Origin of the sequence: Bacillus swezeyi, assembly GCF_001969815.1 — a bacterium.
Taxonomy (GTDB): domain Bacteria; phylum Bacillota; class Bacilli; order Bacillales; family Bacillaceae; genus Bacillus; species Bacillus swezeyi.
Window position 1 is genome coordinate 1 of record NZ_MRBK01000026.1, and the last position, 22,136, is coordinate 22,136.

At 42.5% G+C, this 22,136-nt stretch carries 23 protein-coding genes and 2 pseudogenes; 10 read left to right on the plus strand and 15 right to left on the minus strand.

Going from position 1 to position 22,136, the window contains the following annotated elements:
• Nucleotides 1–443: 443 nt before the first annotated feature.
• The 4 genes from BTA30_RS18270 to BTA30_RS18285 all read right to left on the minus strand — a co-directional run bounded on the left by BTA30_RS18270 (nucleotide 444) and on the right by BTA30_RS18285 (nucleotide 4,349).
• Nucleotides 444–1,823 (minus strand): polysaccharide deacetylase family protein, encoded by a 1,380-nt coding sequence (locus BTA30_RS18270; RefSeq protein ID WP_076762724.1) that lies wholly within the window; start codon nucleotides 1,821–1,823, stop codon nucleotides 444–446.
• 75 nt (nucleotides 1,824–1,898) lie between these two features.
• A complete protein-coding gene (locus BTA30_RS18275) occupies nucleotides 1,899–2,570 on the minus strand; it encodes a DUF3298 and DUF4163 domain-containing protein (protein ID WP_076762725.1) in 672 nt (223 codons plus the stop codon).
• A 222-nt stretch (nucleotides 2,571–2,792) separates the two neighbouring features.
• Nucleotides 2,793–3,293 carry a DUF2269 family protein gene (locus BTA30_RS18280; protein WP_076762726.1) on the minus strand — a complete coding sequence of 167 codons (501 nt, stop codon included), beginning with the start codon at nucleotides 3,291–3,293 and terminating at the stop codon, nucleotides 2,793–2,795.
• Between the two features lie 78 nt (nucleotides 3,294–3,371).
• Nucleotides 3,372–4,349 (minus strand): helix-turn-helix transcriptional regulator, encoded by a 978-nt coding sequence (locus tag BTA30_RS18285; RefSeq protein WP_076762727.1) that lies wholly within the window; start codon nucleotides 4,347–4,349, stop codon nucleotides 3,372–3,374.
• A 96-nt stretch (nucleotides 4,350–4,445) separates the two neighbouring features.
• On the opposite strand from BTA30_RS18285, the gene BTA30_RS18290 reads away from it, so the two are divergent.
• Complete coding sequence (locus BTA30_RS18290) at nucleotides 4,446–4,868, plus strand: VOC family protein (protein ID WP_076762728.1); 423 nt, start codon at nucleotides 4,446–4,448, stop codon at nucleotides 4,866–4,868.
• Between the two features lie 563 nt (nucleotides 4,869–5,431).
• Here BTA30_RS18290 and BTA30_RS18300 read toward each other — a convergent pair.
• A complete protein-coding gene (locus tag BTA30_RS18300) occupies nucleotides 5,432–6,064 on the minus strand; it encodes a homoserine/threonine efflux transporter (RefSeq protein WP_076762729.1) in 633 nt (210 codons plus the stop codon).
• Nucleotides 6,065–6,234: 170 nt separating this feature from the next.
• On the opposite strand from BTA30_RS18300, the gene BTA30_RS18305 reads away from it, so the two are divergent.
• Nucleotides 6,235–7,062, plus strand: coding sequence for a TrmB family transcriptional regulator (locus BTA30_RS18305; protein WP_076762730.1), 828 nt, complete (start codon nucleotides 6,235–6,237; stop codon nucleotides 7,060–7,062).
• A 35-nt stretch (nucleotides 7,063–7,097) separates the two neighbouring features.
• Here BTA30_RS18305 and BTA30_RS18310 read toward each other — a convergent pair whose 3' ends face one another.
• Nucleotides 7,098–8,153: an LLM class flavin-dependent oxidoreductase gene (locus BTA30_RS18310; protein WP_076762782.1), complete on the minus strand. Its 1,056-nt coding sequence runs from the start codon at nucleotides 8,151–8,153 to the stop codon at nucleotides 7,098–7,100.
• Between the two features lie 451 nt (nucleotides 8,154–8,604).
• Nucleotides 8,605–8,835 (minus strand): annotated as a pseudogene (locus tag BTA30_RS18315) (winged helix-turn-helix transcriptional regulator).
• 38 nt (nucleotides 8,836–8,873) lie between these two features.
• Here BTA30_RS18315 and BTA30_RS24520 point away from each other — a divergent pair.
• The 4 genes and pseudogenes from BTA30_RS24520 to BTA30_RS18330 all read left to right on the plus strand — a co-directional run.
• Nucleotides 8,874–9,036, plus strand: a pseudogene (locus BTA30_RS24520) (MFS transporter); the annotation flags it as partial.
• Nucleotides 9,037–9,144: 108 nt separating this feature from the next.
• Nucleotides 9,145–9,909 carry an SDR family oxidoreductase gene (locus BTA30_RS18320; RefSeq protein WP_076762731.1) on the plus strand — a complete coding sequence of 255 codons (765 nt, stop codon included), beginning with the start codon at nucleotides 9,145–9,147 and terminating at the stop codon, nucleotides 9,907–9,909.
• Between the two features lie 144 nt (nucleotides 9,910–10,053).
• Nucleotides 10,054–10,413, plus strand: coding sequence for a DUF488 domain-containing protein (locus BTA30_RS18325; protein ID WP_076762732.1), 360 nt, complete (start codon nucleotides 10,054–10,056; stop codon nucleotides 10,411–10,413).
• 79 nt (nucleotides 10,414–10,492) lie between these two features.
• Nucleotides 10,493–10,777, plus strand: coding sequence for a DNA-binding protein (locus BTA30_RS18330; RefSeq protein WP_076762733.1), 285 nt, complete (start codon nucleotides 10,493–10,495; stop codon nucleotides 10,775–10,777).
• A 32-nt stretch (nucleotides 10,778–10,809) separates the two neighbouring features.
• On the opposite strand, the gene ppsA is transcribed toward BTA30_RS18330, so the two are convergent.
• Both ppsA and BTA30_RS18340 read right to left on the minus strand, forming a co-directional pair.
• A complete protein-coding gene (gene ppsA, locus BTA30_RS18335) occupies nucleotides 10,810–13,434 on the minus strand; it encodes a phosphoenolpyruvate synthase (RefSeq protein ID WP_094777355.1) in 2,625 nt (874 codons plus the stop codon).
• Between the two features lie 20 nt (nucleotides 13,435–13,454).
• Nucleotides 13,455–14,066: a TetR/AcrR family transcriptional regulator gene (locus BTA30_RS18340; RefSeq protein WP_076762784.1), complete on the minus strand. Its 612-nt coding sequence runs from the start codon at nucleotides 14,064–14,066 to the stop codon at nucleotides 13,455–13,457.
• A gap of 210 nt (nucleotides 14,067–14,276) precedes the next feature.
• Between BTA30_RS18340 and BTA30_RS18345 the strand changes: the two genes are divergently transcribed.
• On the plus strand, nucleotides 14,277–14,507 hold the full coding sequence (locus BTA30_RS18345) for a hypothetical protein (RefSeq protein WP_076762735.1): 231 nt from the start codon (nucleotides 14,277–14,279) through the stop codon (nucleotides 14,505–14,507).
• A 19-nt stretch (nucleotides 14,508–14,526) separates the two neighbouring features.
• Here the strand turns inward: BTA30_RS18345 and BTA30_RS24525 are convergent, their stop codons facing one another.
• Complete coding sequence (locus tag BTA30_RS24525; RefSeq protein ID WP_076762736.1) at nucleotides 14,527–14,784, minus strand: hypothetical protein; 258 nt, start codon at nucleotides 14,782–14,784, stop codon at nucleotides 14,527–14,529.
• 485 nt (nucleotides 14,785–15,269) lie between these two features.
• Between BTA30_RS24525 and bla the strand changes: the two genes are divergently transcribed.
• Complete coding sequence (gene bla / locus BTA30_RS18355; RefSeq protein ID WP_076762737.1) at nucleotides 15,270–16,205, plus strand: class A beta-lactamase; 936 nt, start codon at nucleotides 15,270–15,272, stop codon at nucleotides 16,203–16,205.
• Nucleotides 16,206–16,581: 376 nt separating this feature from the next.
• Here the strand turns inward: bla and BTA30_RS23455 are convergent, their stop codons facing one another.
• Nucleotides 16,582–16,752, minus strand: coding sequence for a hypothetical protein (locus BTA30_RS23455; protein ID WP_164470260.1), 171 nt, complete (start codon nucleotides 16,750–16,752; stop codon nucleotides 16,582–16,584).
• 147 nt (nucleotides 16,753–16,899) lie between these two features.
• Here BTA30_RS23455 and BTA30_RS18365 point away from each other — a divergent pair, with 147 nt between their 5' ends.
• Nucleotides 16,900–17,583, plus strand: coding sequence for an SOS response-associated peptidase (locus tag BTA30_RS18365; RefSeq protein WP_076762739.1), 684 nt, complete (start codon nucleotides 16,900–16,902; stop codon nucleotides 17,581–17,583).
• Between the two features lie 19 nt (nucleotides 17,584–17,602).
• Here the strand turns inward: BTA30_RS18365 and BTA30_RS18370 are convergent, their stop codons facing one another.
• The 3 genes from BTA30_RS18370 to BTA30_RS18380 all read right to left on the minus strand — a co-directional run bounded on the left by BTA30_RS18370 (nucleotide 17,603) and on the right by BTA30_RS18380 (nucleotide 19,514).
• Nucleotides 17,603–18,064 carry a GNAT family N-acetyltransferase gene (locus tag BTA30_RS18370; protein ID WP_076762740.1) on the minus strand — a complete coding sequence of 154 codons (462 nt, stop codon included), beginning with the start codon at nucleotides 18,062–18,064 and terminating at the stop codon, nucleotides 17,603–17,605.
• A gap of 170 nt (nucleotides 18,065–18,234) precedes the next feature.
• Nucleotides 18,235–18,684, minus strand: a complete 450-nt coding sequence (locus BTA30_RS18375; RefSeq protein ID WP_076762741.1) for a YfmQ family protein — start codon at nucleotides 18,682–18,684, stop codon at nucleotides 18,235–18,237.
• A 164-nt stretch (nucleotides 18,685–18,848) separates the two neighbouring features.
• Nucleotides 18,849–19,514 carry a pectate lyase gene (locus tag BTA30_RS18380; RefSeq protein WP_076762742.1) on the minus strand — a complete coding sequence of 222 codons (666 nt, stop codon included), beginning with the start codon at nucleotides 19,512–19,514 and terminating at the stop codon, nucleotides 18,849–18,851.
• Nucleotides 19,515–20,110: 596 nt separating this feature from the next.
• On the opposite strand from BTA30_RS18380, the gene BTA30_RS18385 reads away from it, so the two are divergent.
• Nucleotides 20,111–20,869 (plus strand): carbonic anhydrase, encoded by a 759-nt coding sequence (locus BTA30_RS18385; protein ID WP_239693724.1) that lies wholly within the window; start codon nucleotides 20,111–20,113, stop codon nucleotides 20,867–20,869.
• A gap of 164 nt (nucleotides 20,870–21,033) precedes the next feature.
• Here the strand turns inward: BTA30_RS18385 and BTA30_RS18390 are convergent, their stop codons facing one another.
• On the minus strand, nucleotides 21,034–21,945 hold the full coding sequence (locus tag BTA30_RS18390) for a VanW family protein (RefSeq protein WP_076762743.1): 912 nt from the start codon (nucleotides 21,943–21,945) through the stop codon (nucleotides 21,034–21,036).
• Nucleotides 21,946–22,136 lie beyond the last annotated feature (191 nt).

Below are 22,136 nucleotides of genomic sequence, written 5' to 3' on the forward strand. Positions count from 1 at the left end.
GATTTTGTCATCCTTTCAGCGTGACCCGAAACCTTTGCAGTCTAGGAAGGCCGAGCATCGGGCTTTCACAGGACGTCCGCGCACTTAACCGTCGTTCCTTACTTTTAGATGTGATGACGGCGGCGTTCAGGCAGGACGCCTGAGCGATTAGCCGCCGTTCCTTCCTTGAACGTGAGCACCGACTCAGCAGGCCTGACAACGAATGCGAGGGTTTGTCGACACGCTGAGCAGATTTCCTAAAGGAAATCTGCCGCGCAACCTTTCATCAACCGACACCGAACCGCCGTTCACATGCCGTTCGAATTGATCGTAACGGAAGCTGAGCGGTTTCCTTTGATGTCAAACCATGTTTCACCCGCATTTTCACAGGCGACATACATCATGTAGATTTTTTTACAAATACGAAAAAAAGAAAGTGCCGCTTCAACACTTTCTTCTCCATTTTAATTTCCTCTTTGCTTTTTCACCTTTTCAAGCTGAGATACTGTCACCAACTGATAGCCCTGCTGGTTCAGTCTCTCAATAATCTCTTCAGCGGCCTCGGCTGACGCAGCATAAATATCGTGCATCAAGACGATTTTTCCGTCTCCTGCATGACTCATCACATGATTGACGATTTTTTGTTTATTTCTGACCTTCCAGTCTTCCGGATCAACATCCCATAAAGAGATTTTCAGATTGGTAAGTCCTCGGACAGAATCATTGATTCCGCCGTATGGAGGCCTTAAATGTGTCGGAAGATGGCCGCTGATTTTCTCAATCACTTGTTGCGTATCATCGATTTCCTTGTATGCTTTTTCATCTGAAAGCCTTGTGAGCAATGGGTGATCCCACGAGTGATTGCCCACTTCATTTCCTTCTTTCATCATCCTTTTTACCGTTTCAGGATAGACTTGAGCTCTGCTCCCCAGCACGAAGAATGTCGCATGCCCTTCATATTTCTTTAACGCATCCAATATTTTATTTGTTGAGGCAGGGTTTGGCCCGTCGTCAAATGTCAGGGCGATCACTTTACCATTCGGATTTACTTTTGCTTCTTTCGGAAGAGGAACAGCTTCCTGCTTTTGCTTTGCCTGAGAGCGATCCTTTTTCATATTTTCATATTGATCTTTTAAAATATCTCTCAGCTGCTCTTTTTTGATTTTAACAGACTGCTCCAAGCCTGTTTGCTCCTTCTCAAAATAGAATTCTACTTCGTCCTCAAGCAGGGCAAAACGGCTGAAGTTTTCTTCAACAGGACTTGTACCTTCTCTTAATAACGCTAGATCAGCGGCGGCATTTTCATTTTTCAATTGCTGATAGGCCAGGCTTGAAATTTTGTTCAGATAGTCTGAATTCTCTATAAAAAGGTCTTCAAGCGCAAGTAATTTTTTATGTTTCAAGTCGGCGTTAAACGTTTTGATCGTCGTTTTTCCCGGAGCGCTTCCGATTGCTATGTATTCATTTAAAACCACTGCAGCCGTTTGTTTTGTGTGATAGACAATCTTATATTTGATATTCAATTCAAATGGCCCGTTTTCATTTTGAGCCCGCGCATTTGCGTTGTTTTCTTTAAAGCGGTTCAGTTGATCACGGACATATGTTTTTAATTGATCATCGATTTCTTTGATATGAAAGACGGGGTAATGGACGGCGTATCTCTCTTCATCGCTGTCGCTGACTAATGATTCGACCCCGATCTGTGCATCATCACGGCCTTGTTTTGGCTGAGGGGCCTCTGTATCGCTCGATACTTTATTAAAAGAGTACCCCGCCAATCCTATTAATATCGTTAAAAAAATCAATGCTTTGATCCATCGCAATGATGGCGGTTTGACAGACATCCCTGTTCACTCTCCTGCGTTATTAGATCTGTTTTTCTTCCTGTTTTGGTTAGATGTCTGGCATGTAAACCAAGATTAATATAAAAGAGAAGCAGGAATCTTGATTTCTTGGTTGCCAGCAGCATACGGCGCAATATCATACTGCTGAAAGACAATGGAAATTCCGTTGTTTGTATAATAGAAAGCAGTATTTTCATCTAAGTGGATATCGCTCTTTTTAAGGTCTGAATAAAATTGTTCCGGATGTTCGTTTATATAGCTGTAAATATAGTTTTTAGCTTTTTCGATTTTGGCCTGGTTATTTAAAAGGTCTATCAGGTTCACCCGCTGATGCTTAGCAAAATCATAGTTGTAGGATGTAACGGTATACATTCCGTGCGCTCCGCCGGAGAACTGGTAGTCATATATTAAAAAGCTCAGTTTGTCTCCGTCGTTGTATTTGACTTTATACGACGTTTCGTAGACGCTGTCTTCATCCTTTTTCCCCGCTTCTTTCTTCAGCTTCTGATATTCCTTGAAAGACGCTTTCATATGATGCTCAATTGCATCATGAACCAGCTTGAGATCATCGGCTTTTAACCCGCTGAATGCCGGAAACAATAAAGAATTGATGTCTTTGTAAAGCTCGGTATGAACTGAAGCTTTTCGATTTTGTGAAGCATTTATTTGAGATGATCCTTTATTGATCATAAATAGCAGCGACGCAGTAAGTACCAAAAATCCTAAAATCGCCATCGCTTTCTTCATAGGCATACTCCTTTGTCAATCTTCTTTCAAACTCGTAACATATCATTTTACTTTGTAACACAAATGTAATATTTATATCACATTTGTAATGATACTCACTTTTAAGTCCTCCGTCAACTTTTTTGGGTAAAAATTTCTTTATACGGGAAAAATAAGACACCCTCAAGCTGAGAGTGTCTTTTTGCGAGATTCGTTTGCTCAAAGATTAGCATCCTCTTTCCGTCAAGTGCCCTTTTTCTTTTTCCATGGCTTTAATACAGAAATGCAGAAGATCAAAACAGTGATTGCGATCTGGATGATGACGGCATATTGCCTGAGTGAATGATTTTGTATAAATACGGGATCATGCAAAACGGCGCTTTTTTCGGCTTCAAGCATATCCATATTTGACGTCATCAATTGATCGACAATGAATATCCCAATGAACGTCTGGATGATGAAAAGCACCCATTTCACAGTGATCCATCTATGTTTGAAAAATCCCCACTTTGTCAGGATTCCGTATATAAAACCGATCAATAAAGTGCCGACAGCGCCAATTCTAATCGTATGGTCGCTGATGATAACGGCATGCTGATAAAATGACAACGTTTCTTCATATGCCGCCATGTTTACCGCGAAATGCAAAGCCAAAGAGCTCATGATGCCGCCGAAAAACATCGCCGCTAATAGAATATGGATGATCTTCAGCCACTTCATTCCCGCCGGACCCAGCTTCTTCAAAACTCTCTTCCTCTCCTTTAACATCAAAGTCCTGTCAAGTTTAGCAGGGAGGCCGGCGGTCAAACACAGGCTGCGGTCTTAATCATCAGTTGGACTGGAGTCTTCATTTTGTGCGTATTGATTCACCATTTCAAATAATGTTTTCTTTGTCCTTTCGATTAATTCAGAAGGTTTTTGAATGACCGCTTCCCGGCCGAATGAGATGAAATAATCCGAAAAAAAGTCAATATCCTTTGGCGCGATCCCGCCTTTCAGCATTCCGGAACCGTCTTCTCTCACATGCAGCTCAAGATGCGGCCATTTGAGGAAACCGTATCGCTCCACGCCTTTTTTTGTCAGTTTCACGGATAATTCCAATATCTCCCGGGGACGGGCCAAAACCGAAAACCGGTTTTTTAAATTTATTTCGGACAAATCAATCGGAACGGTATTTTCATCAAGTTCGACAAACATGATCCGGTCGCATCTGAACATGCGATAATCCTCTCTTAAAAAGCAATAAGCCGGGCAATACCATTTTCCTTGATTGGCATAGATGCCGATCGGCTGAATGGTCCTCTCGCTTGTTGTGTCATTTGTGTCATATTTGATGAGCAGGACATTTTGCTGAACCGCCGCCTCGAGCAGCACCCTTAAAAACGGAATTTCCTCTTTTTGTTCATAGGCCGTGTAAAAATCGACGCGGTCCTTCATGCTGTCAATCGTTTCCCGAATATCTCCGGCAAGATTTAAATAAAACTTTTTCTTGATGGAATCGTACTGGGCATCAAACGGGAGAGACATATAGTGCCTGAGCGCATGGATCGCAAAGAATATGGAGATCGCTTCATTCTCGCTGAATGCGATGGGGGGAAGAATTCTTTCATTTAACACCTGATAGCCGCCGTGGGGCCCTGTTTCAGAATAAAGAGGAACCCCTAATTCACTGAGCTCTTGCAAATCCCTTAAAACGGTCCTTTTGGAAACCCCGAATTCCTGCGCCAATTCACCGACCGTAAACCGTTTCTTTCGATTCACCATCATCATCATTTCGTTTAATCTTTTTGCTTTTGACATAAATACCTCCCGAAAAAACATTTTAACCATGACATAAGTTGTCACCATTATAATATACAATCGCCTTAGAACAACAAAAAAGGAGATGTTTCAAATATGGAAATGCCATTCACCCCGTACATCCTAATGAACGGAAGAGCAAAGGAAGCAATTGAATATTATCGGGAAGTGCTGGATGCTGAAGTCAAGTTTCAGCAGACCTTAGGCGAAGGGCCAAAGGATGAGGCTGCGAATTTTAAAGAAGAGGAATTAGATCTGGTTGCACATGCCGTTTTGACAATCGGCGGAGCCACCCTAATGATTGCCGACATCATTCCAGAGCTGCCTTTTCAAAGCGGAAATCAAATCTCAATTTGCATCACGGCTGATGATGCGCAATCGGCTAAACAGCTGTTCGATAAGCTCAGAGAGCAGGGCGAGGTCAATTTAGAACTGAAAGAAACGTATTTCAGCCCCGCCTATGGCATTGTCACAGATCCATACGGTGTCGCCTTTCAGATTTTTGCAGCAAGAAATTGATATTAAAAGGTCTTTCTGTTTTCAGAAAGGCCCTTTGTCATTCACCTCCTCATTTAAGCTGCTCATCATTAAAATTTTTCCCCTTCATATTATCTTTTAATGAAAGCGAAATCATATGTTTGTGGCACACTTGCATCATGATTTCTTCTTCTCCATGTAAAAAATGACGTTGAAAAAGGGCTGCATTATGCGGGCCCTTTTAATGGAGAAAATGTGTTTTTTCTTTTTTTATTTCATTCCATTTCTTGATGAACGCTTCCCGTTCAAGAACACACACCTAGCCGATGATAATTTGCGCATGCTGTCGGCCTAACCACAATCTCGTTTACGTCTACTTCGGAAGGCTGTTCGATAGCGGACAGGATTGCACGTGCAATCGCCTCAGGCTGAATCGAAATGTGCCGGTATTCTTCTCGTCTGGCGGGCTTCTTCATCTGAAATGCTGTCTGCCGGCAAACTCATTTGGTTTTGCGGGCAACATTCGGCGATTTTATTGAACAAAAGGGGTGAGAAATGACTCTCACTCCCTCTGATTATTTTAAACAATTTCATTCATGAGCAAACTAATCTAAACCCGTTTTAATGCCAAACCCCACCAGCACCATACCTGCAGCTTTTTGAAAGACCTTCTGGAATTTGACGCTTCGAAGCCATTTTTTGGCGTAATCGATCAGATATACAAGAATGAGAAACCAAAACACTGCAAGACACGTAAGGATCAAAGCGAGTATGATCAGCTGCTGATTGACGCTTTCCTTCAAATTGATAAATTGCGGCATGATCGTGATATAAACCAAAACAGTTTTAGGATTCAGGACATTACTGAACAATCCTTGCATAAACGAATTTTTATAATGCCGACTGGAAGAGTCTTCAGGCTTGTTTTTCTCGGCTTGCATGTCCTCCAAAGAAAACATCCTTTTGGCAAAAAAACTTTTGATGCCTAAATAAATTAAATAGGCCGCGCCCAAGTATTTGATTGTATTGAAAAGAATGACCGACTTCGCAATCACAACCGCCAACCCGAGAATGGCAATCAGCGTCCAAAAGGAAAGTCCCGTCGCTAATCCGAGAACATTGCAGCGTCCGGCGTTCGGACCATACCGAAGCGTATTTTTCACAACGAGCATCGTATCAGCTCCGGGTATCACAACCATCATGGCGGCGATCGATATGTATGACAGCAGGCTATCCATCAGATGTCTCCCTCCATACTGATTTTTCTGTTGAAAATACCACAGTTTTCATATAGTGACTACCTTAGTAACTACTTATAAAAAGTGTATCAGCGCACTTGAAATAAATCAATACATCCCGCAAAATATGAGTTACAAAGACAGCGACTAATTTTGAGGCTGGAGGATGTATGAAGGAAAACATTTTAGAAATACTTAAACATCTGAATTTTACCGAATATGAATCGAAAGCATACCTCGCGCTATTGGAAGAATCGCCGCTGACAGGCTATGCGGCGGCAAAAAAATCCGGTGTTCCGCGGTCGAAAATATATGAAGTGTTGGAGAGCCTCGTGATTCGCGGCGATATTTTTGTAAGCTACGGCAACACTCCGCAGTACATTCCCGTTCCTGCCAAGGAGCTGATTAAAAACCGCCGCCTGAAGGCGGAAGAGACTTTTGAACAGGCAGAAAAATATTTTGAGAAATTTGAGCGTTCCGCAAATGACCGTGAAAATATCTGGAATATCACCGGACGGAGCGAAATACTCGATAAGGTAAAGGCGTGTATATTATCTGCCCAAAAAAGAATTCTCTTGGAAATTTGGAAAGAGGATTTCAAAGAATTAGAACCAGAACTAAGACAAGCCGCAAAAAAAGGCGTCAACGTAATCATTATTGCTTATGGCGACATTGAGGCTGATTTCGCTAATGTATATCTGCATGACAGGAGCCGCGAGATTACAGAAGAGTATGACGGACGGTGGCTCGTATTCAGCGCGGATGATTCTGAAGTTGTAGCAGGCATGGTTTCTCAGGGGAAAGACAGCCGTGCGGCATGGACGATGCATGTGGGATTGGTCATGCCGATTACGGAAGTGATGATTCATGATCTGTACCTCATGGAGATTATGGAGAAACATAGAGAGGTGTTGGAGGAAAGTTTCGGTGAAAACCTCATCCATTTACGCCGAAAATTTTCGATCCATCCGGATTTCAAAAAACATTACGTGAAATAAAAGCGGCCCGCATATGTTGCGGGCCTTTGCATTCTTTATGTCTTTTGCGATGCCTCCCAGCGGGCGACTTCCTCCCTGATTCGCGGCGCCGCTTCTTTTCCAAACAGCTCAATCGCCTTCATGACATCATCATGCGGCATCGTGCCAACGGGCACATGCAGCATAAACCTTGTGATCCCTACATTCTTGCGGAGATGAATAATTTTTTCCGCTACCGTCTCAGGGTCACCTACATAGAGCGCTCCCTCAAAGCTGCGCGCAGCATCAAAGCTGGATCGGCTGTACGGCCCCCAGCCGCGCTCCCTGGCGAGCGTGTTCATGGCCTGCTGGGTGGATGGGAAGAATTGATCGGCAGCCGTCTGTGTATTCTCGGCAAGAAAGCCGTGCGAATGAGAGGCGACCTTAAGCTTTGAAGCATCATGCCCTGCATGCTTTGCCGCTTTTTTATAAAGCTGAACTAGCGGAGCAAAGTGCAGCGGACTCCCCCCGATAATGGCCAGAACAAGGGGCAGGCCAAGCAGTCCAGCGCGAACGACGGATTCCTGGTTGCCGCCGCTGCCGATCCATACAGGCAATGGATTCTGCACAGGGCGCGGATATACGCCTACATTTTGAATAGCCGGACGATGCTTACCGCTCCACGTTATCCTTTCCGACTTTTGCAGCTCCAAAAGCAAATCAAGCTTCTCCTCAAACAGCTCATCATAATCGTCTAAATCGTATCCAAACAGCGGGAAGGATTCGATGAAAGATCCCCGACCCGCCATGATTTCCACCCTTCCATTTGAGAGGCCGTCTAGCGTGGCGAAATCCTGGAAGACGCGTACCGGATCATCAGATGAAAGCACTGTGACTGCACTTGTCAGACGAATTCGCTTCGTCTGCGAGGCCGCTGCGGACAGTACGACGGCAGGAGAAGAAGCCGCATAATCTTCACGGTGATGCTCCCCCACACCGAAAACATCCAAGCCCACTTGATCGGCAAGGACGATCTCCTCTACTACTTCACGCAGACGCTCTGCATGGCTGATCACTTTTCCGGATTTGATATCCGGGGTTGTTTCTACAAAGGTGCTGATGCCTAATTCCATTTTGTTTTTCCTCCACATGATGTTTCCTTTGATTTTTTCTTTACATCCTTGATTTATGTATGCTGGCAACTCTTAACCTGCATCATATTGTTATATATAGAATACGGCGAGCGTTTTGATCATGCAATTGATGTGATTCGGCTGTCGATCGGCATCACGTTTCTTCTTGATTTCTTCATCAATTGAATTTTCATTCACACCGACGACCTCGCTTCTTATTGTAACTATTTCATTTTTTCCTATAAAAAATACTTCAATATCAGACTTCCCTTGGAAGGATATTGTGAATTATTGTACTTAAACTAAAAGGCTTTACTTACATCATTTAGAGCCATTTGTTCTGAACCATTCCTTGTCTTAAAACCAAAAGGCCAATTATCAAGCACAATAAATTATTCCTCTTCGAGATCATTCACTTTTTCGTTAAGTAAGACTCCAAATAGGCGGGGGATTAAATATTGGATTCAGCCTGCTCCGCATAGGAGACTCCCCAATCAGATAGAGTGATTAATATCGGTAAAAGACTTTTTCCAACTTCAGAAAGAGAGTATTCTAATTTAGGCGGCACTTGATTATAAACAAATCGATTGACTATACCGGCCTCTTCTAATTCCCTAAGCTACTTTGTTAACATTTTTTGTGTAATCTGCGGCAATTCTCTTTTTAATTCACCAAATCGCATATTTCTTTCACCCAAATACCACAAAATGAGGACTTTCTATTTACCTCCTATTAGGAAGAAAAACAGACAGTTTGAAATCAACGATAGCAGTTGCGGTGTCCAACTGTTTGGAGGCGGGGTCGATCGCGGCCGGGGCAGGCGGGCTTTCTGGGTTGAATACCTTGTGCTAAAGTCGGCCTTCTCGGCGCGCTAAGCGCGTCATACCGTCTAATCAGAATACTTGCATTTTAGAAATTGAACGGCCAATATAGAATCAGGCCACATGTCAATTCTATTGTTTGACATACTAGACAGAAATGAGGGATTCCAATGGAACTGTCAGGAAACACAGTGCTGATTACAGGCGGAGCATCAGGAATCGGCTTCGCTTTTGCCGAACGTTTTATGAAAGCTGGGAATACGGTCATTGTCTGCGGAAGACGCGAAAGCAAACTCAAAGAAGCAAAAGAAAAATTTCCGGACATGATAACCCGCACCTGCGACGTAACAGTTGAAAAGGAACGGCTCGCACTATTTGAATGGGTAAAAGAACATCATCCTCAAGTGAACGTGCTTGTCAATAATGCGGGAATTCAGCAGCGTTTTCATATTTTAAAAGCCGATGTGAAAGACAACTGGGCTGACTACAATAAAGAAATGACCGTGAATATGGAAGCGCCGATTCACTTGGCTATGCTCTTTGCACAGTATTTTGCAGAAAAAAATGCGAAAGCTGCCATTATCAATGTGACGTCAGGCTTGGCGTTCACGCCGATGGCGATTGCCCCGGTCTACTCTTCGACGAAAGCCGCGCTCCACTCCTTTACGATGAGTCTAAGACATCAGCTGTCAGATGCCGCTGTTGAGGTTATTGAAGTCGCTCCTCCTGCAGTTAACACAGATTTAGGCGGTGTCGGACTGCATGATTTCGGCGCCCCTTTAGATGAATTCGCCGATGCGATCTTCAATGGACTTCAAGAAGGGCGATTCGAAATCGGCTATGCCATATCTGAAAAAGCCTTGCGCATGTCAAGAGACGAAATTGATGAAAGCGTCAGCCAAATGTACAACTCTTTAAAACATTCCATCGAATAAATGGACAATGCCAAAAGCGCTGCAGAAAAGCCCCTTTTGGCATTTTATTGTTCAAATAAGGACGGGCGTATGGGTTGTCCCCTTCAGTCAGCCGTTTTATCATATAAATATACCCATTAATCGGAAATGGAAGGAGTGATCCAGGTGCCGATTATTCTCCAGCGAATTTATCACGAAAACCCCCAATCAGAAGGCCGCCGCATTTTAATTGATCGGGTATGGCCCCGCGGAATTTCGAAAGAAAAAGCGAAGCTTGACGATTGGATGAAAGAGATCGCCCCAAGCCCCGATTTAAGGAAATGGTTTGATCATGATCCGAAAAAATTCGCTGCTTTTCAGCAGGCATACAAAGACGAAATCAAACAGGACCCTTTGAAGCAGGCCAAGCTCAAGGAATTAAGGGGCATGGCGCGCGAAGAAAACCTTATCCTGCTTTACGGCGCAAAAGATGAGGTTCACAATCATGCCGTTGTCCTTAAAGAAATATTGGAATCATTGCTCTGACCTTTGATAGGGATCATGAAACTTTTTTGTGCGGGCTCTCGTATTACAATCAACACAGAAAATGAAAAGGATGGTCAAAATGGAGACGGGCTTTTTTTGGCTGGGTCTGGGTTTAGCGGCTTTGGGCTATTTCATTGGCGACGGATTGAAAAATTTCAAAAACCCAAAAGGAAATGTCGCCGGGTACCCTCATTTAATCAAAGAAAGAGATTTGCAATATTATTTAGGTTTAAGCAAAGAAGAAACGAAAGAAATGCTCCACAAATATCCTGACATCCCTAAAATCGAATTGAAAGGCACGACATATTATCCTTATCAGCACTTGATGGAATGGATGTCGTCTGCAGACCTTTATCAAAATTAAGCGCAGCATCAAGCTGCGCTGACTACTTACGACTATTCCAAAATTTCTATATAACCTTCCGAACCATTGATCCTTATCTTTTGCCCATCTTTGATATCCTTCGTGGCATTCTCAACTCCGACAACGGCTGGAAGTCCGTATTCCCGGGCAATGACGGCGCCATGTGTCATGAGTCCGCCCACCTCAGTCACCAAGCCTTTGATAGAGACGAACAGCGGCGTCCAGCTCGGATCTGTGAATGGCGTGACAAGGATATCTCCCTCTTCGATATCAGCTTCCTCTAATTTTAAAATGACTCTGGCTCTTCCTTCGATGACCCCTGATGAAACAGGGATGCCCGCCAGCGCTCCTTCAGGGAGATTCTCTCTGCCGTATTCTCCAGTTATGACCTCGCCTTCAGATGTCATCAGCCGCGGAGGCGTCAATTTTTCATAGTGTTCATATTCCGCTTTTCTTTCTTTGATGACCTCGTAATCGAGGCGATTTGTGCTCACAGCATCCTTGAATTCTTTAAAGGATAAATAATAGACATCCTCTTTCGCTTGAATAAGCTTCTTTTCCTGCAAAACATCGGCTTCTTTCATCAATGCTTGCTTATAGACAAAGTAACGCTTGATCAGTGCATATTTTGGATATTCCCGATAGCCGATAAAATTCCGCAGAACACTGATCATCTTCTTTGTCTTTTTCGCCTTTTGTCTGCCCCCTTTTAATTGCTCCAAACGGCTTAAAAGGTTCCTCTCCTTTTGTTTTGCCTCAAGCCTTCCCTGCTCAAACTTGGCCGCACACGCCCCCGGCTCAAAATTTTTGATGTTGCTCAAAATCAACGGGACAAGCGCAGAAGGCCGTTCACTCCAGCGGGTCTTAGTAATATCGATCTCCCCAGTGCAGCGCATGCCGTATTTGTAAAGATATTCCCGCAAAACCCGGCTGACGGCTGCTCCTCCTTCAAACCGTTCAAGATCTTCAAAAAAGGTTTCATCATTGGCGTGCTCAAAATACTTCTGTACCTCAGGGTATGGTCTGGCAGCATCAGCTACGTCCAGGAGCGCCAGACCCATTTCGGATGTGACATTGTTCGAAACCGATTGGGAAAGAATATCGGCCGCACTCTTTTCCCCCAGCCATTTCTCCATTTTTTTATTGATCCAATACACCGCATACAAACCAACCATGATGACGGCCATGCTCCGTGAATCATAGAGGACTTTTTTCTGCTCCTTTTGATCTTCTGCAATGACTTCAAACAACGCTTCACCGGAGACGTTTTGCATTCGTTGTTCAGCATTTTTTACAGACGCCTCTGCTTTAGACATAAGCTCGCTGACGATCCCCGTGTCGTTTTTCCGGTAAATCTTCAGCGCCTCTTTTGGAAGAGACCATGGCATTCCTTCAGAACCTAACGTAAACATCCGTTTTCCTTTGGGTAATTTTTTGACAAGCTCCTTCCTTTTCAAAAAATGAGAAAGTGAGCTGTACATCAGCGGATCGTTTTTGCCCATCGAACTGAGGACAATCTTCCGGCCAATGGAAGATGCCAAATCATGTGATAAATCAATAAAGAGCCTTCCGCCGGCACATGTCATTTCAGTATCCGAGATCATTCCGAAGAGGGACATCCCGAGCGGGTTGATCGGTTCTGTCATCATTTGCTGGTGTCCTACTGACATATAGATGCGAAGCCTGTCATCGTTCTTTTTCGGAAGAGGAAATAATGTTGTCACCGGACGGCTCTGGACAAAGTAAAACACACCATCAGCCAGACACCATTCAATATCCTGCGGCGACTCAAAATGAGCCTCGATCCTCCGTCCCCATTTCCCCAGCTGCAAAATCTCTTCATCCGTCAGTGTTTGGCTTTTCTGCTGATTGATCTCAATCTCGCGTTCTTCTGTACCGCCGCTTTCTAATGAGTAGACCGCGTTTTTTTTCGCTGAAACCGTCTTTTCAACAATTTCCCCTTCGCAAATCTTATAGTTATCGGCAGACACAAGCCCTGATACGAGCGCCTCCCCCAATCCAAAGCTTGCATCGATAGATAATACTTTTCTGTTGAATGTGACGGGATCAGCCGTAAACAAAATGCCCGAGACCTGTGGAAATACCATCTTCTGAACCACGACAGCTAATTGAACTTTGCGGTGGTCAAAACCGTTTTGAATCCGATAGATGACGGCGCGCTCCGTAAACAATGAAGCCCAGCATCTACTGATATGCTGCAAAATCGCTCTTCTCCCAACGATATTCAAGTAGGTATCCTGCTGCCCTGCGAAAGAAGCATGTGGCAGATCTTCAGCCGTAGCACTTGAGCGAACCGCATATGCCTCATCCTCACCAAGCTTTGTGTAACAGCGAATAATCTCTTTTTCGAGATTGTCAGCCATCTCCGCCCTTTCGATTACATCGCGTATTTTTTGGCTGATTTGACTGATCCGCTTCCTGTCTTTCACCTTTAAAACAGACAGCTGATCAAGCAATTCGCCGACCTCCTGATGGTCGTCAATCACGTGTTGATAAGCTTCAGTAGTAACGCAAAAACCCGCCGGTACTTGAATGCCTTCGATCTTTGACAGCGCAACGAGATTCAGCCCTTTTCCCCCAACAAGCGGCAAATCGGTTTTATCGACCTCATGAAAGCCCAGTACATATTTTCGCAAAAGGCACCCTCCCCTTTCTTTCATCGCTCAATCCCAAAACGAATCATATTCAAAAAACGGTTTCTCTCTTCAAGGAGACGTCTATTATAGGCCGGATCAAAATCATGTTCTGCCCGGACCTCTGATAAAAACTTTTGTTCAAAATGCTCCATCATCACCATAACCAATTCAAACGCCTCGTCACGATCAACTCCTTCCTTTAAAGGCACCTGTTCAAATAGCTGTTTCAAAAAGCGGTTTCTTACAGCGAATTGCTCCCCGTATTTTTCAGCTATATCATCCTTCAGCTCAGAAGGCGGTGAATAAAAAGCATCCATCGTCACCTTGTAAACATCAGGATACTTTTGGAAAAATCCAAGCTTCGCCAAGCTTATTTTTTCTTTCGCCGCAAAAAAACCCTTGTATTGCGACAGATCATCCAATGACAAATGCGCCTTCAATTTTTCAATGCAATCATCGAGCACAGACAGATATAAATTCTTCTTGCTTTTGAAATGGTGAAATATCAGCGCCTTTGAGATGCCGGCCGCTTCCGCCAGCATCCCGGTCGAAGTTTTTGAATATCCATGGCGGGCAAAAACTCCCAGACAGGCATCAAGTATTTGTTCTTTTTCATAAAGCTGCAAAGGCAAAGAAATCATTCCTTTTCGTTTATTGTCCAATTGGTTAGTAAAAATTGTAACGTTTGCTGACCGGGCAGTCAATATAATACTTCTGTTGAAAGGGCCATTTTCATATATATGCCTTCCATTTTATGATGGCTTCAAAAACACGTTGGTTTCACAATATAGCCGTCATTAGTTAAATGAAAATAAACATTCAAATCGCCGGAGTGATCATGAATGCTTACTTTGCTTGGCAAATTTGTTTTGCTCTTTATTTTATGTTGTCTTTCATTCTCAATATGGAAAATGGCCTTTTATGTAATAGCAAAACAACTGATTGGCAAAACAGCCGACCGGACCGCGCTGAACTGGATCTTGCATGTGCTCGTTAAAAACGGCGCGAAAATAAACGGCGAGGATTGCTTTACCATGGCTGTTGCAGGGGCTTTATCGGCTATTTGTATATAAAAAACTCCTGAAACAATGTTCAGGAGCTCAGCCGGTATTTCTTTAAAATGTTCATGGTGATCTCTTTAGCTTCTGTGCCTGTCCCGGAAATATTCGTTGCAAAGCGGTATGCCGGGCCTCCCGTTTTTATAAAACCGACATAACAGCCCACACCGGAGCCAGAGCCCGTCCTGCCGTAAAGTGTAAAATCGTCTCCTTCGTCCTGGATCATCATACGTTTTACTGCTTCCATAACGTCTTGATCAAAAGGAAGCTTTTCTTTATAAAATATCTCCATGAGGCCGATTTGTTCGATTGAGAAATTTGCAGTGTGCTGCTCAGCTAGAACTGATCAATGCCTCCCACTAATATCTCGGTTGCCGTAAAAAATCTTGTCGATCCATTCCATCATTCGCTTTTCTCCGATATCCCGGGCCATCGCCTGGTACCCTGAACCACGCTCCACACATCGAGTTCGCGCTTCACGCCGTCCCAAAATTTCATATCATATTCACTTCAACAGCCCCGACCTGCAGACCGATCAGGGCATTCGCGACTTTTTTAAAGTCGGCTGCTGCGCAAATGTTCAGCGCGTTCATTGTTGTAATAAAGGTTTTATCTTTTTTCATATCACGCAATTGGAGCAATAGGAGTTGCCGTTGCTATTGTAGTAACTTTGATGCTTTCGTGAGCACAGTTCAGTCTGTAAAATGAAACCATAGGTACTACTTTCAGCCACATGTATAGCTTAATAAACAAAATTTTGGAAAGAAGGTTTTTGATATGAAGTCATCATTGAACAAAATGTTCAGCGCTTTGAAAATCAAAAAAATGGCACCTGCGTTGCTTCTCTCGTGTGTAGCATTTATTGGATGTTCAAGTCATCATGTTCAGGGCGCTCAACTTAAACCAAAGAATCAGGAAACTGAGGTTAAACATCATTTTGCAAAACTTGAGGATCAATTTGATGCAAGACTGGGTGTATTTGCATTAGATACTGGTACTAATCAGACAGTCACTTATCGGCCAGATGAGCGTTTTGCATTCGCGTCTACTCTTAAAGCCTTAGCTGTAGGGGCACTTTTACAACAGAAATCAATAAAAGACCTGGACCAAAACATTACTTATACACATGATGATCTTGTAAGCTATAGTCCAATCACAGAAAAACATGTTAACACAGGAATGACACTTAAAGAACTTTCCGATGCTGCACTTCGATACAGTGACAATACTGCAATGAATCTTATCCTTCAACAATTGAATGGACCTAAGGGATTAAAAAAGGCACTGAGAAAAATTGGCGACCATGTGACGAATCCCACACGATTTGAAACTGAGTTAAACGATGTTCAACCAGGAGAGACTCGCGATACTAGTACACCAAGAGCGCTTGCGACAAGTCTTCAGGCATTCACACTTGGAGATGCACTTCCAATTGAGAAACGCGAGCTTTTGATAGATTGGATGAAGCGAAATACCACTGGGGATTCATTAATTCGTGCCGGAGTGCCGAAAGGTTGGGAAGTGGCTGATAAGACTGGAGCTGCATCATACGGAACCCGAAATGACATTGCTATCATTTTTCCGCCGAATGGATGTCCAATCGTTCTTGCCATACTTTCCAGTCGTGATAAAAAGGATGCTGAATACAATGATGAACTGATTGCTGGAGCAACAAAGGAGGTAATAAATGAATTTGAAATAAACCAGAAGTAAAAAAATGATGATCATGTTCTTAAACTAACTGAATGTTAATGCAAGAACAAATACATGAAAAAGAGAAAATTCCATGACACATTTGCATGATCGTTTTATAATCATTTAGTGTATGGACAAATACTTTTTTTCAAAAAAAATGTACACCAATACAAAAAAAGAATCCATTATGTTTGAAAAATCGACCCTAAAAAACAGAAAATGAAAAGCCTTTTTTATTCGAAAGGCTTTTCATCTTTTGGTTAATTCCCGTCCATTTTTTAAAAGGTCCCTGTTATATATCCTCTATCCACTAATTACCCAATCATTTTTATATGTATCCAACCGAGTGTATATTTGTTTTAAGCCCATCCTATTTATGATGGAGAGGAATCCTTTATTCTTCCCGATCAAACATTTCCCGTTCAAAGGAAAATAAAAAAAGGACAAACAGCCAAAACGTCAGCACCTCAAACAAACCGCTGTTATAAATGGCTGCGAGCGGCAAATTAAATGTAAAATAAGTCAATACCACAGATCCTGATAACATCAACAATGTCTTCTTCATCATATAATCCCCTACCATTTTTGCCCCCAAGATACCACACTTTTTACTATGTTTCAAAATTCCATTTAATCTTAATTCAAGCACACTCGTGAATATTCATTTCAAATGATGAAAATGATAGAATAAACATCAAAAAGGGTGATTCATATGTGCGGGAGATTCACACTGTTTTCAGAGTTCGATCATATTATCGCTCGTTTTGCCATTGATCAAATGATCGCCAAAGAAGAATATACGCCGAGCTATAATATCGCTCCTTCCCAGCAAATCCTAGCTGTCATCAATGACGGCTCCAAAAACCGGCTAGGCCGCCTGCAGTGGGGGTTCATTCCTCCGTGGTCAAAGGATGAGAAAATCGGCTATAACATGATCAACGCCCGTGCCGAGACTTTGTCTGAGAAGCCAAGCTTCAGAAAGCCGCTTGTCAGCAAAAGATGCATCATTCCGGCTGACGGCTTTTACGAGTGGAAACGTATTGATGCTAAGACAAAGCAGCCGATGAGGATCAAGCTTAAATCAAATGGATTGTTTTCGTTTGCCGCCCTATGGGAGAAGTGGCAGCCTGCTAATGGCAAACCCGTCTACACATGCACGGTGATCACCACAAAACCAAACGATTTAATGAAGGACATTCACGACCGCATGCCGGTCATTCTTAACCGCGATGGTGAAAAAGAATGGCTTCATCCTGCAAATCAAGACATTGAATATTTGGAGAGCCTTTTAAAACCCTATCCATCAGATGAAATGGAGGCTTATGAGGTGGCGGATTTGGTTAATTCCCCCAAGAATAATTCCCCTCAGCTCATCAAAAAAGCCCCTTCACAATAAAAAAGGGGGTTCAAGCCTTCTAATGTTTGGAAAGTATATACAACGCCCTGTTCAAGCCGATGCCCTCCCAAAAATGCAATGCCGGTTCATTTTCTACATCTACATAAACATGGACTGAAGAAACATCCTGTTGATGAAACCAGCTGATGAGTTCGCCGACTAATTGTTTCCCTAATTTCTTTCTCCGATATTGAGGAGTCATATAGACTTCATCTATTTGACCGGTCAGTATATGGCCGACTAAATCTTGCTTCATCGAAGCAAGACCGTATCCAATCGTCACGCGTTTTTCATTCATTACGATAAAAACCGCGCCGTATGTTGATTGTATATATTGATTTAACTGCTTTCGGATCATTTCTTTATCTTGTTCGTCCAATCCACACTCCGCCGTTTCCAGCGCATTTTCACTCCACAAATCCACAATTTCTTTTATGTATTGTGGATTCACATTGTTGAGATGATGGATATTTGTTTTCATTATATTTTCTCCTTAGCCGGACGAATTTTTTGTTAATTATAGAATCCCGCTGTTTTTTATAAAATCGGTTCACGACACGGCCATCCATTTGCAATTCTTATATGTGAATATGTTGTTAACTTGTTGAAATAGAAAAAGCAGGCATTATGCCCGCTCCTGCTGCTGCCTTCCTATATCAAATCCCCCGCCGCCACTACAGAACATTTTTGGAGACTGTCGGAAGAGAGAGAATAGGCGGCTACTTTCTTCTTGTATTGTTTAACTACATCAATATGATCGCTGTACTTGTACACGAACAGTCTGACATCATGTTTGCCTTTTTTTGCATCAATGATAAATGGCTTCCCGCTGTTCTTTGGATGCAAATATAAATGCTCGTCTCCTGGATATATGTAATAACGCTCCATAAATACGGCATCGTTAAAATCATGAATAAATTGATTTTTGTCCTGCCCTTCCAGACGTTTGCCGTCAAAGGCTACAGTGGCATTCGCGGCATCCAGTTTTGAGTGCACTTGAAATTTGCTTGTGATCCACTCGACAGCACCGGTTGGAAGACATGTCACTAAAATTTTAAGAAGACTAATGAGAGTCAACAGCGTCACGAAAACCCACGTCATATTTGATCATCTCCGTACGTTTAAATTCCTGCTATATATTATCCATACTAACATATGGAGGAAAGTGGTTTTTTGGACATTGTGTGAACATACAATAAACCGGTTTGGGAAGCTGACCAAGCAGTAACCCCCGCTATCTAGCAGGGGTCAAAAATACGGAAAAATTAAAATTCCTGATTACTTTTTTCTGTAATATGTTTTACGCCCATCCACTTCTTGCCGACATGAGAGTATTTTGTATTTGTCATCGTGACAGAACTTGTTTTGCTGTCGGTTCTGAAAATGGCTTCTTTCATGTTTGTGATGGTGCATTTGTCAATGTACACTTTGACATTAAAAGTGGTGCCGCCATTTTGGCGAATGAACTTCCCGGCGTTATCAGCAGTGAAATTTTTCACCGTAAATGTGCTCGGATGATTGATTTGGAATACTTTGTCATCTCCGTTCTTTGCAGATCCGCCGTCGATTGTCACATTTCCCTCTTTTTTAACAGTCAGTGCATCCTCGCCGATATCAGTCCACACAACATTTTTAATCGAAACGTTCCCATAAGTGTGTACGCCATCTGCAGCCGGTGCATCAAGCACGACATTTTGAAGCGTCGCTCCATCCTCCACTTTGAAAATCGCTTTTTGGTCTTCCCTCTGACTGCCGTCTCCAAGCTCAGAACCAGCCTTAAAATGCTTGCCTTTTCCATCATAAGTCTTCCCTTTTTCGACAACGATCGTTTTATGAACGACCTCAGCCGCAGAAGCTTTTACGGGAAAAGCCTGTCCTAATCCGCCCACTACTAAACCTGCTAACAAAACTACCCCTGCTAATTTCTTCATTTCTTAAAACCTCCAGAAGTTTGGTATTTGAATGAAAACAGAACTAATGCCGCTTCTTTTACATCATCTGCAGATGGTGTTTTGATTCTTTTTTAATACACGATGAGGACCTCAAATTTAACTATAGAGACGTTTCTTATTTTTGTATATCAGTCATTTGAACTTTTGCTAAAAAGAGTAAATCAAACACAAAAAAGGGAGAATGTTGTTCTTTTTGCGAGATTACAAGTGCAAGCCTTACTATTTTTACGCTGAAAAAGAATGAATGAGAGATAAATAACTGTTCAGTAAGTCAATCATATTCATACATTACGCACCTGAATGCTTTACAGCCTGTTTGAATTGGACAAGGATGGTTCATCAGAACCAGTTATCGTGAAAAAAGCAATGTCTTTATTCATCACGAACTATCCATCTCAGAAAGGCAACAGCCAATCGGATGAGCCTTGATCAATCTCTATCTGATATTTTTTAAAAAAGAACCTTTTCTCACAATCTAATTGTAAGCGTTTATTTGTAAAATAATGTTTTGCTTTTTTTTGTCATTAGCATTTTATTTGATATGAAGGCAAAAATATTAGAAAAGAAAGATGTAGATGAACAAGAAACTCATTTATTCATTCTTGGCAGTATCTTTAAGCTTGTCATTAGGCGCCTGCTCGAAAATAACGTCAGCAAGCAATCATACAAATGAAGAGGTTCATTGGTCATATGAAGAAGAAACAGGACCTGAACACTGGGGAGAATTGGAACAAGCAAACTCCGCATGTGTCAACGGAAGTGAACAATCTCCAATTCATATTGATGTCTCACAAGTCAAAACGGATCGACATTTAGAAAACATTCAGATTCAATATGAATCTGCACCTTTTACGCTTGTCAATAACGGTCATACCATACAAGCTAATGCAAGAGCAAAGAGCAGCAGCATTTTCATTGAAGGACATCAGTATAAGCTCGTTCAATTTCATTTCCATACTCCGAGTGAACATCAACTGAACGGCAAAAGCTATGATATGGAGCTGCACCTTGTACATAAAGACGAAAACGGAAAGATTGCCGTCCTTGGCGTCATGATACAAGAAGGAAAAGAAAATCAACAGCTTGCATCTATTTGGGATGTGCTGCCGAAAAAAGAAACAGTGAAGGATATTTCTTTAAATGAACAGGTTGATTTACAAGGACTGCTCCCTCAAGAAAAAACGGCTTTTCATTATAATGGATCGTTAACGACACCTCCTTGTAGGGAAAAAGTCAAATGGTATATTTTTGAACAATCCATTGAAATGTCAAAAAAACAAATCCAGGCATTTCAACAAATTTCCCTGATAATCACCGTCCAGTTCAGCCTTTAAACAAACGCAATGTATTGAAACTAGGTTAATAAAGGAAATATAAAGTATGTGAAAATACTGGTCAAAAAACGGTCTCCAGAAAAAGTCAAAATCAATCAAACAAGACCGGAATGAGCCGCCTGTTTTAAAGACGGCTCTACGTGATGGAGCTGGAAAGAATGTCATTACAGCTCAGCATTGATTTCTTTTGGTAACTGGGATGGGGCTTTTGGAACTTTTCGCAGTTCCTTGTTAACCACATCAGAAGAGTAAAGCGTGATAACCATACTTCCTCCAGATCGCTTTGCACGAATCAGCACCGGCTGATTATATTTATTTTGAAAGCGAAAGTCGGGACCGCCCCAGCTTACCGTCGCATCGCGTCCGGATGGAACATAGGGTACGCGTCTGCTGTGGGAATAGCGCTGGACGATTTTCAGCCCTGCACGATCGACAGCATTAAACAATGTTGAAGATACTTGGCAAATCCCTCCGCCAACTCCTTCAGACAACTCGCCTTTAACGATAATAGGAGCACGCATATACCCTTTGTCCTGAGTTCTCATCCCGACAACCTGGTTAAATGAAAACGTCTCATTAGGGAACACAACATGATTGTCAATTGCATGTGCGGCAAGCGAAATATTGTGTGAGCGGCTTTTATTGCCGGAATTAAAATAAGTTACGTATTGACCAATCTGCTGTGTCCGGATATGGGAAAGCAATTCGCTGTCCACTTTCGGATAAATGTTCAATTCCGGCGCTTCTACCTTTGAGGGGCCATGTCCAAAAAAATAGGCATAAAATTTTTCCTTAAACGCCTGTCGATAAAGCCTGTAACCTATCTTTCCAGGGACGATTCTTCCCGAGTCATTGATTTCGGCGTTTTTGGGGGCTTGGTAAATTTTCTGATCAAGCCGTTCGATGAATTGACTGTATTTTTCATCATCAATCATTGGAGTGCCGGAAAGCGGCATTGTAAAGTCCTCACGGTCCACAACAGCAATCGTCTGCCCTTGCTGGGTGACCGTTAAGCTGTCTGAGACCCCGGCGGGTTGAGCCAATAACAAAAAACCAGTTATCCATAGTTGCATCATAAGTCCGCATACCTCCCGTCATAGTATGAACAGGAGGTGATTCTTTCATGTATTTCTTCGGGCTTTAGACAAAGGATATCCTTTATATACATCATAAATAATACCAATAATAACCCATTTTTTGGATGATTTTGAGCGAATTCGTATAACATCACCTTTTTTACATATTTAGGTGCCTGTTTAGGGCTTGT